Source organism: Microbacterium sp. ER1 (assembly GCF_023383675.1).
In the GTDB taxonomy this organism is placed as follows: Bacteria; Actinomycetota; Actinomycetes; order Actinomycetales; family Microbacteriaceae; genus Microbacterium.
In genome coordinates, this window is sequence record NZ_QCXO01000014.1 from 1 (window position 1) to 8,648 (window position 8,648).

Here is an 8,648-nt window from a genome sequence, read left to right on the forward strand (position 1 = left end):
TGGTGGGGGAGCTCGCGGTGGCGGGTGTCGTGCTCGCCGTCCGCCGACTGCTGCGGCGCGCTGGCGTCGCCCGCTGAGCCGGCATGCCGGTCGACATACCCCCACGGGGTACCATGAGCACATGGTCGGTCGTCGCGTGCTCCAGGGGGCGCTGCTCGCCGTCCTCCTCGTGGGCGGCGTCCTCCTCGGCCTCCTCGGCATGCACGCCCTCGACACCCACGGCACCCCGGGGGCGCATGCCGTCGCGGGGCACGCGGCCCCCGCGCACCCTGCGGCGTCGGCAGCGCATGAGGCGGGCGGAGCGGATGAGGCCGTCGTCCCGGATGACCCTGCGCACGACGGCGGGGCGGCCTGCGTCCTCGCCCTGCTCGGCGGACTCCTCCTGCTGCTGCGCCCGTCTCGCGCTCTCCTGACCGGACCTCTGCTCCGCGCTCTCCGCTCGCTCGTGGACGCGGCCGCCGCCCCGCTTCGTCCTCCCTCACTCCACGTCCTCTGCATCAGTCGGACCTGATCGGCGCCGATGCGCCCGGGCGCCGCGACCGCGGACGCCCTTCCGACAGACAGAGATGAGAGAGAAATGACCAATCGAACCACTGCCGCCGCTGTCCTCGTCCTGGCGGGAACCCTCGCGCTCGCGGGATGCGCCTCGACGGCACCCGCGGGGCCGGCCGACCACTCCGGCATGGGGCACTCCACCTCGGACGCTCCGCTGGCCGGCGCGAACGAGGCCGATGCGATGTTCGCGTCCATGATGATCGTCCATCACGAGCAGGCCGTCGAGATGTCGGACATCGTGCTCGCGAAGGACGACGTCGACCCCCGGGTCGCCGACCTCGCGGAGCGGATCACGGCCGCTCAGGGTCCGGAGATCGAGAAGATGCAGGGCTGGCTCGACGACTGGGGTGCCGAGGCCGGTGACCCGGCCGCGATGGACCACGGCGACGGCATGATGAGCGACGACGACCTCGCCGCGCTCGAGGACGCCGCGGGTCCGGAGGCGTCCCGGCTGTTCCTGGAGCAGATGATCGCGCACCACGAGGGCGCGGTCGCGATGGCCGAGGCGGAGGTGGCGGACGGCGAGAACGCCGACGCCGTCGCCCTCGCGCAGGACATCGTCGATGCGCAGACCGCCGAGATCGCGGAGATTAAGGAGATCCTCGCCACGCTCTGATCGGCACCCGGCCCCGCGTCGCCTCCGCGGCGCGGGGCCCGTCGCCCGTTTACCGGGTGCTCTACCGGATCGAGGACGGGATCCTGACGGTCGTCGTCGTGCACGCCGGCCACCGTCGCGAGGTCTATCGCTAGCGATCGCGGCGGCGCAAGCGGCGCAGCGGAGCAGACAGGCGGTGCCACAGCGTCGGTGCGGGCTCCTCGTCCTCGGCGGGAGGCGGGGCGACGGCGAACTGGACGAACTCCTCCGCGCCATGGTGCACGACGCGATAGAGCGCCGTGCCGATGAGCACGCCGAGCGCGATCGACATGACCGACACCAGGGCCGCGGTGAAGTCGGCGAGGCCGTTGTCGGTCGCGACCGCCTCGGTGAGCCCCACCAGCCCGGCGGCGCCCGGCACCAGCAGCCAGAAGGCCGGGAGGAACGTCAGCTGCGACGGGGCTCCGTGACGCAGCCCGGCGATCCAGAACACGACCGGCGTGACGGCGACCGCGCCGACGAAGCCGCCGACCGCCGGGTCGATGAACTCGGTTCCCGCCCACTGGCCGAGGTACGCGACGACCAGGGCGAGCAGCACCCACCCGAACGTGGACGGCGGGGAGGAGAAGTGCAGGTAGTTGCCGAGTGCGAACACGAGGATGCCGAGCAGCGGCACCCACCAGGGGAGGTACGAGGAGGAGGCGTCGAGAGCCTCGTACGAATCGCTCGAGACGCCCACCACGGCGCCGGCGGCGAGGATGCCGAAGGCGAGGAGCGCGAGCTGCACGAACCCGTAGATGAGGCGGGAGGCACCGGAGATCATCTGCCCGGCCGCGAGCTCGACCGTCGCCGTGGTCAGCACGCCGCCGGGGAGGAAGGTGACCAGCGGGGCGATCAGGAGGCGGATCGGGTCCCCGATCTCGATGACCTCCGCGAGCAGGAACACCGCAGCCGCGCACACGAAGGCCGCGGCGATGGGCATGACGAGCTGCAGGGTGGGAGAGCGCACGAGTTTGAGCAGGCCGATCCCGAATCCGAGCACGAAGGCGACGAGGGCGCCCTGCCAGGTCGGTGCGAGCAGGAGGGCCAGGCCGGTCGTGAGGATGGCATGGCCCAGCGTCCGGGTGAACCAGCCGAGGCGCGGACGCATCGCACCGATCTCGTTGAGCCGCCGGATGCCGTCCAGCGGGTCCACGTCGCCGGTCTTCGCCTGCGCGATGAGGTCGTACAGCGCGGCGATCTGATCGAAGCGGAACGAGGCGTTCGTGGCCGAGCGGAAGGCGACCCGCTGCTCCTCCGCGTCCCCCGTCTCCACGATGATGATGGTGGGCAGGACGACGAAGTCGGCGCCGTCTCCGCCCGACGCCGTGGCGACCTCGGCGATCGTGTCCCGGATGCGGTCGACGGACTCCGCCGACGCGTTCATCCCCTGGGCCAGCCCCAGCAGGAACTGCCGCAGCGCCGAACGGTCGACGACGTCGGTCATGTCACCAGAACAGGAACGACAGCGCCACCCCGACGACGATGGCCGTGCCGACGTAGACGAGGTTCGGCAGCTGGAACGAGTGGTCCAGGACGAACTTGCCCATCTTCGTCGTCCCGGTCTGGTCGAACGCGACCGTGGCCACCTGGCTGCCGTTGGCGGGCAGCGTGTAGATGCCCATCGCCGCCGGCCACAGCCCCACCAGCAGCGAGGCGGGCAGCCCGATCGTGATGCCGATCGGGACGATCGCGTTCGTGGCGCTCGATTGGCTGGTCGTGAGCATGGCGACCGCGAACAGCGCCAGCGCGAACAGCAGCGCTCCGAGGAAGGCGGAGGATCCGGAGACCACCGAGCCGAGTCCGTCGACGATGAGGGTCTGGTTCGCGGCGACGAACGTGTTCGCGAGCCAGGCGATGCCGAACAGGGCGATGGCGCCGACGATGCCCGCGGGGAAGGTGGACTGCTTCGGCACGTCGGCGGCCTTCACCTTGCAGAACACGAAGATCAGTGCGGCGATGATGCCCATGACGACCTCGATGATCACGGTGACGCTCAGGCGCAGCGGATCGCCGTCGTCGTCGGTGCCGATGACCGGACGGAGGTTCTCGAACAGGCCGAAGAAGACGATCACCGCGACGCCGGCGAGGAACAGCGAGGCCGAGAGCACGGCGGTCGCCGGGAGCTTGTTCTCGTGCGCGTCGACCACGGGCGGCTTGATCTGTCCCTCCGCCAGGCGCTTCTGGTACTCCGGGTCGTCCTCGAGGTCCTTGCCGTGGCGCATCATGACCAGCGCGGCGACGAGCAGGCCGGCGATCGAGGCCGGCCACATGATGAGGAGCAGGCCGCCGAGATCGACGCCCTGCGGTGCGAGCAGCACGACCATCGATGCGGTGGCCGCGGAGACCGGAGAGCACAGGATGCCGACCTGCGAGGCGACGGCCGAGACCGACAGTGCCCGCTCCGGCCGGATCTTCTGCTGGTACGAGACGTCGTAGATCACCGGCAGCAGCGGATAGAAGATGTTGCCGGTGCCCGCGCCGACCGTGAAGAGGAACGACATCGCCGGCGCGAGGAAGACGACGGACTTCGGGCGTTTGCGGATGACCTTGGCGGCCACCGACACCATCCAGTCGATACCGCCAGCGGCCTGCATGGTCGAGGCCGCGGTGATGACCGTGATGACGATGAACACGGCGTCGACCGGGGCGTTGCCGGGGGCTTCCCCGAACACGAACACGAGCACCGCGACGCCGACGAGGCCCCACACGCCCAGGCCGATCCCGCTCGTGCGGGTGCCCATGAAGATCGCCAGGACGACGACGATGAGCTCGGCGACGAGGATCCAGACGCTGTCGTTCACGACGACGGCCCCTTCACGATCGGCGCCGATCCGGTGAGGACCTCCACCGGCAGCTCGGTCTCGACGATCGCCCCGTCGACCGCCTCGACCTTCAGCGCCAGCGGGTTCTCGACCGGGCTGACCGCGGTGACGAACGCGCCGTTCTCGAAGTGCAGCGACTGGAGGTTGCCCACCGCATAGCCGGTGGACAGCTCACCGCTGAGGAGCGAGGCGTGGAAGAGGGGCCGGCGCTGGTCCTCCGCGTCGTAGTGCGGGCAGAAGCTGCCGTGCAGGAAGCCCAGGCCCTCCGGGAGCACCTGCAGCGTGGGCCCGTAGCTGTCGGTCGTGCCGCCCTCGAACCAGCAGATGCCGCCCGCGCTGCCGCCGGTGAACACCACGTTCGAGGAGGGGTCCTCCCACATCTCGCGCATGATCTCGTCGAGGCCCTGACGCTTCCACACGTCGAGCATGTTGGCGGTGTTCCCGCCTCCGACGTGGATGACGTCGAAGCCCTTCACGAAGCCGGCGAGGTCGTCGACCGCGCGGTGGAACAGCGGCAGGTGGTGCGGCGCGCATCTGTCGGAGTCGTACGTGGAGTAGAAGCTCACGATGTAGGCGGTGTCGTCGCCCGTGGCGGTGCCGACGAAGAGGACCCGGGGCCGCTCCTTGCCGGTGAGCTTCAGGATGTACTCGTGCGTCGGATCGTTCCGACGTTCCATCATGGCCTTGCCGGCCCCGGTTGCGACGACGTGCGACATGCCCCCACCTCACTGTCGGATGTGAATGCGCTCAACCTAGCGTCGCGCCGTCACCGCCGTCCAGAGCGGTCACCCGGGGCGGGTGAAATGCCGGCCTCTCAGCCGAAGACGCGGGCCGTGCCGACCAGGCCTTCGAGGAGGGCGGCCGTGCGGGCGCGCGGACCCTGCGGCGCGATGCCGAGGACGCGGGCGAGCTCGAGGGCGAGAGCGGCGTGGCCGACCGCGCTGGGGTGGAACGGGTCGTTCATGAGGCCCCACGGCACGCCGCCGTTCCCGAGCTCCGCGAAGTGCGCGTGCTGGTCGACGAGGATCACGTCCTCCGCGGCCGCGACCTGGCGGACCGCCTCGGTGAAGTCGGCGATCCGCGCCCGCTCCGGCGCATTGCGGACGTCGATGGCGGGCGGCGTCTGGAGCACCGGGATGGCGCCGAGCCCGCGCACCCGGCGCACGAAGTCGTGGAGGGAGGCGGCGTAGTCGTCCGGCGAGATGACCGGTCGCGGCCCGCCGTCCGAGGCGTCGTTGGTGCCGACCATGAGGGTGACCACGTCCGGCTGCCAGCCGGCGACCCGACGCTCCCAGTCGTCGAGGATGTCGACGATCCGGTTGCCGCTGATCGCGGTGTTGAGGACGATGTCGCGGACGCGCTCGAGCTCGCCCCTGATCAGCTCGTGGAGGTGCTCCGGGTAGCTGCGCCCGCCCTGGGTGTGCACCAGGCCATGGGTGATCGAGTCGCCGGTGATGATCCAGTTCAACGGTGCGGGGTCGCGGAGGGCGGCGGCGAGGCGGCCCAGGTCGTCGGAGGCGGTGGCGGGGGAGGCGGAAGCGGCGATCGGCACGCCTCAGAGCTTATCCGTCGCCCGCCTTCTGCTTCGCGCGGGAGCGTAATGCCCCGGCGCCGTCTCCGTCCTGTTTGCCGCGGGGCGTGGGTCTCAGGCGCTCGCGCGAGGTCAGGCAGTTACCGCTGGTGTGGCCTGTTGCCCGGTGAATGCCTGTTCCGGCGGGTCAGTCCCGGTCGGCGCGACTGATGAGGTCCATCAGCTCGTCGAGCGTGTCGACGTCGATGACCTCGGTGCCGTCGGGCTCGCGCACCTCGATGCCGTCGACCTCCAGCTCCTCGTCGAGCTGCACGAGGATGCGCGACTCCGGGAACTGCTTGGGGGCGACGAACGCGAGCAGCACGGCATCCGCGAACACGACGACCGAGGTGGCCTCGAGGTCGTCCCGCAGGTCGATCTGTTTGACGACGGGCTCGTCCTCCACCGCGTCCTCGATGTCGAGCGCGACCTCCTCGACGATCGCCCGCCAGCGCTTCTCGCTCATCGAGAGCACGCGCGCGATGGCCGCGACGAGCTCGTCGGGATCCAGGTCCTCCGCGGTCTCATCGCCCTCCAACTCGGGGTCGACGTTCACGTTCACGACGGTGCCGGCCGCATCCAGGCTCGCCCGGCCGTAGACGAGACCGTTCTCGGAGACGGGGTCTTCGAGCAGACCGCTCTCGACGATGCGGGACAGGAGGAGATCGAGCGCCATGCTTCCAGTCTCGCGCATCTCGCCCGCCGTGGGCCCTGGTTCTTCACGCCGGAGGGAGCTCCTGGGCGCGCTCCGTGCCCGCAGACCGGCCGCGTTCCGGCGTTCCCCGTGACCGCCTGCGCGTCAGAGCCACCTCTTGTACTTGAACACCCCATAGAGCCCGACCGCGAACGCGGCCATCGCCCCGATCGCCATCGGATACCCGAACGCCCAGTGCAGCTCCGGCATCACGTCGAAGTTCATGCCGTAGACCGTGCCGACGAGCGTGGGCGCGAAGATGATGGCCGCCCACGAGGAGATCTTCTTGATCTCGTCGTTCTGAGCCAGACCCGCCTCCGAGTGCCGCCGGGCGACCAGCGCCGACTGCACGGTGAGGGCGTTCTCCAGGATCGCGCGGAACGAGTCGACCCGCTCGTTCACGCGGATCGTGTGGTCGAGCACGTCGCGGAGGGAGCGCTGCAGCTCCTCATCGATGCGGTACTTCTCCGACCCGCGGCGCAGCCATTCCAGCATGCCGCTCAGCGGGTGCACCGCGCGCTGGAAGTTGATGACTTCGCGGGAGAGCTCGTAGATGCGGCGGGAGAGGGCGTCGTCGTCGCTGTCGCCGAAGAGCTGGTCCTCGATCTCGTCGATGTCGTTCTCCAGGCCCGCCACCACGGGCTCGTACTCGTCCACGACCTCGTCGAGGATCGCGTAGAAGACCGCCTCCGGTCCCATCGCGAGCAGCTCCGGGTTCGCCTCCATCCGGCGGCGGACCGCGGCGAGGTTCGGCGACTCCGCGTGGCGGATCGTCACCACGAAGTCGGGGCCGATGAACAGGTGCAGCTCCCCGAACTCGATCGACTCCTCCTTGTCGCGGTAGCGGGCGGGGCGCAGCACGGCGAAGAGGGTGTCGCCGTAGCGCTCCACCTTCGAGCGCTGATGCCCCGAGAGCGCGTCCTCGACGGCGAGCGGATGCAGGTCGAACTCGCGGGCGACGGAGGCGACCTCTTCGGGACTCGGTCGGTACAGGCCGATCCACGCGATCCCGCCGGCGGCATCCAGCATCCGGTAGGTCTCGTCCAGGTTCTTCGGGGTCTCCACGCGACGTCCGTGGACGTACACGCCGTTGTCGATGAGCGCCATGATGCGGCTCCGTTCTCGCGGGCGCACGGATGCGAGGGTCCGTGCGGATTCGTCAGGGGGCGGGAGACGCCGCCGATGACTGCGAGGCGAGAGGCGCGCACGCGGAGCAGGAGCTCAACGCGTGGGCGCGGGGAAGCGCGACGCAGCGAGGGCGGCGTCGTTACTATCGTCGGACATCGCCATCACCGCCTTTCCGTGCTTCTCCGGGGGCCAGCTTACCCCCCCGTTTCGAATCGCCCGAATGGCCCCATTCCGGCCGCAGATGCCGCCATGTGCGCGATTCGAACCGTCAGGGGACGATCGCGTCGATGTAGCCGCCATCGACGCGGACCGCGGCACCCGTCGTCGCCGAGGCGAGCGGGGACGCGAGGTACGCGACCATGTTCGCGATCTCCTCCGGTTCGATGAGCCGCTGCAGCAGGGACTGGGGGCGGTGCACGCGCATGAACTCGCGCTGCGCCTCCTCCCACGGCAGCTCCGGGTCCACGAGCGAGTACACGAAGTCCTCCACGCCGCCGGTGTGGGTCGGCCCCGCGAGCACCGAGTTCACCGTCACGCCCGTGCCGGCCGCCTCCTTCGCGAAGCCCCGGGACACGGCGAGCAGCGCGGTCTTCGACATCCCGTAGTGGATCATCTCTGCGGGGATCACGACCGCGGAGTCGCTGGCGATGTCGAGCACCCGACCCCAGCCGCGCTCCGTCATGCCGGGCAGGGTCGCGCGGATGAGCCGGACGGCGGCGAGCACGTTCACCTCGAAGTACCGGCGCCACTCGTCGTCGGAGATGTCGAGCGCAGGGGTGGCCCCGAAGATGCCGAGGTTGTTCACGAGGATGTCGACGTCTCCGGTGGCGGCGAGCACGCGGGCGGCGCCGTCCTCCGCGGTGACGTCGCCCGGAGCAGGGACGAGGTTCCGGTCCGGATTCTCCTCCTGCAGTGCGGCGACGACCGACGACACGGTCTCGGGGTTCCGGCCGTTGACGGCGACCCGTGCTCCCGCGTCGGCGAGGGTCGTGGCGATGGCGAGCCCGATGCCCTGGGTGGAACCCGTGACGAGGGCGGTCTTCCCGGCGAGGTCGATGCGCATGTTGTCTCCTCCGTGTCGCTGCGACCTCCGGTGCAACGCCCGTCGCGCCGGTTTCATGCCCGCCCGCTCGCTCCGGGACGGGAGGGCCTGGGACTCCGGCATGCGCACACCGTCTCCGTGCGGGACGGGGAACGTTCCTGAGGAGGCGGAGCGGGGAGCGTTTTCGATCCCGCGAGGGA

9 protein-coding genes are annotated in these 8,648 nt (G+C 70.3%); 2 read left to right on the forward strand and 7 right to left on the reverse strand.

The annotated features are described in order from the left end of the window. The first annotated feature begins 121 nt into the window (after window positions 1-121). Entirely contained in the window at window positions 122-511 is a 390-nt protein-coding gene (locus BV453_RS01200) for a DUF6153 family protein (protein ID WP_025104167.1), read from the forward strand. A gap of 66 nt (window positions 512-577) precedes the next feature. Next, the gene (locus BV453_RS01205) at window positions 578-1,171 is read left to right on the forward strand and encodes a DUF305 domain-containing protein (RefSeq protein ID WP_249520663.1); all 594 of its coding nucleotides are present in this window, start codon (window positions 578-580) and stop codon (window positions 1,169-1,171) included. 130 nt (window positions 1,172-1,301) lie between these two features. Here the strand turns inward: BV453_RS01205 and BV453_RS01210 are convergent, their stop codons facing one another. The 7 genes from BV453_RS01210 to BV453_RS01240 form a co-directional block, all read right to left on the reverse strand. Further along, a complete protein-coding gene (locus tag BV453_RS01210) occupies window positions 1,302-2,636 on the reverse strand; it encodes a threonine/serine exporter ThrE family protein (protein ID WP_025104163.1) in 1,335 nt (444 codons plus the stop codon). A gap of 1 nt (window position 2,637) precedes the next feature. Next, complete coding sequence (locus tag BV453_RS01215; RefSeq protein ID WP_025104162.1) at window positions 2,638-3,993, reverse strand: anaerobic C4-dicarboxylate transporter family protein; 1,356 nt, start codon at window positions 3,991-3,993, stop codon at window positions 2,638-2,640. Continuing rightward, a complete protein-coding gene (locus BV453_RS01220) occupies window positions 3,990-4,730 on the reverse strand; it encodes a peptidase E (RefSeq protein WP_249520664.1) in 741 nt (246 codons plus the stop codon). The genes BV453_RS01215 and BV453_RS01220 overlap by 4 nt, the downstream gene beginning before the upstream one ends. A gap of 98 nt (window positions 4,731-4,828) precedes the next feature. Beyond that, window positions 4,829-5,566 (reverse strand): SGNH/GDSL hydrolase family protein, encoded by a 738-nt coding sequence (locus tag BV453_RS01225; protein ID WP_249520665.1) that lies wholly within the window; start codon window positions 5,564-5,566, stop codon window positions 4,829-4,831. 166 nt (window positions 5,567-5,732) lie between these two features. Beyond that, window positions 5,733-6,260 carry a cytochrome C5 gene (locus BV453_RS01230; RefSeq protein WP_249520666.1) on the reverse strand — a complete coding sequence of 176 codons (528 nt, stop codon included), beginning with the start codon at window positions 6,258-6,260 and terminating at the stop codon, window positions 5,733-5,735. A 123-nt stretch (window positions 6,261-6,383) separates the two neighbouring features. Then, window positions 6,384-7,385, reverse strand: coding sequence for a magnesium/cobalt transporter CorA (gene corA, locus BV453_RS01235; RefSeq protein ID WP_025104158.1), 1,002 nt, complete (start codon window positions 7,383-7,385; stop codon window positions 6,384-6,386). A 289-nt stretch (window positions 7,386-7,674) separates the two neighbouring features. Further along, window positions 7,675-8,469, reverse strand: a complete 795-nt coding sequence (locus tag BV453_RS01240) for an SDR family NAD(P)-dependent oxidoreductase (protein ID WP_249520667.1) — start codon at window positions 8,467-8,469, stop codon at window positions 7,675-7,677. Between the last annotated feature and the right edge of the window lie 179 nt (window positions 8,470-8,648).

Excerpts from the sequence above, each read along its gene's own strand:
- BV453_RS01230 (WP_249520666.1), bottom strand. The coding sequence starts at position 6,260 with ATGGCGCTCGATCTCCTCCTGTCCCGCATCGTCGAGAGCGGTCTGCTC.
- BV453_RS01200 (WP_025104167.1), top strand. The coding sequence starts at position 122 with ATGGTCGGTCGTCGCGTGCTCCAGGGGGCGCTGCTCGCCGTCCTCCTC.
- corA (WP_025104158.1), bottom strand. The coding sequence starts at position 7,385 with ATGGCGCTCATCGACAACGGCGTGTACGTCCACGGACGTCGCGTGGAG.
- BV453_RS01240 (WP_249520667.1), bottom strand. The coding sequence starts at position 8,469 with ATGCGCATCGACCTCGCCGGGAAGACCGCCCTCGTCACGGGTTCCACC.
- BV453_RS01220 (WP_249520664.1), bottom strand. The coding sequence starts at position 4,730 with ATGTCGCACGTCGTCGCAACCGGGGCCGGCAAGGCCATGATGGAACGT.
- BV453_RS01210 (WP_025104163.1), bottom strand. The coding sequence starts at position 2,636 with ATGACCGACGTCGTCGACCGTTCGGCGCTGCGGCAGTTCCTGCTGGGG.
- BV453_RS01205 (WP_249520663.1), top strand. The coding sequence starts at position 578 with ATGACCAATCGAACCACTGCCGCCGCTGTCCTCGTCCTGGCGGGAACC.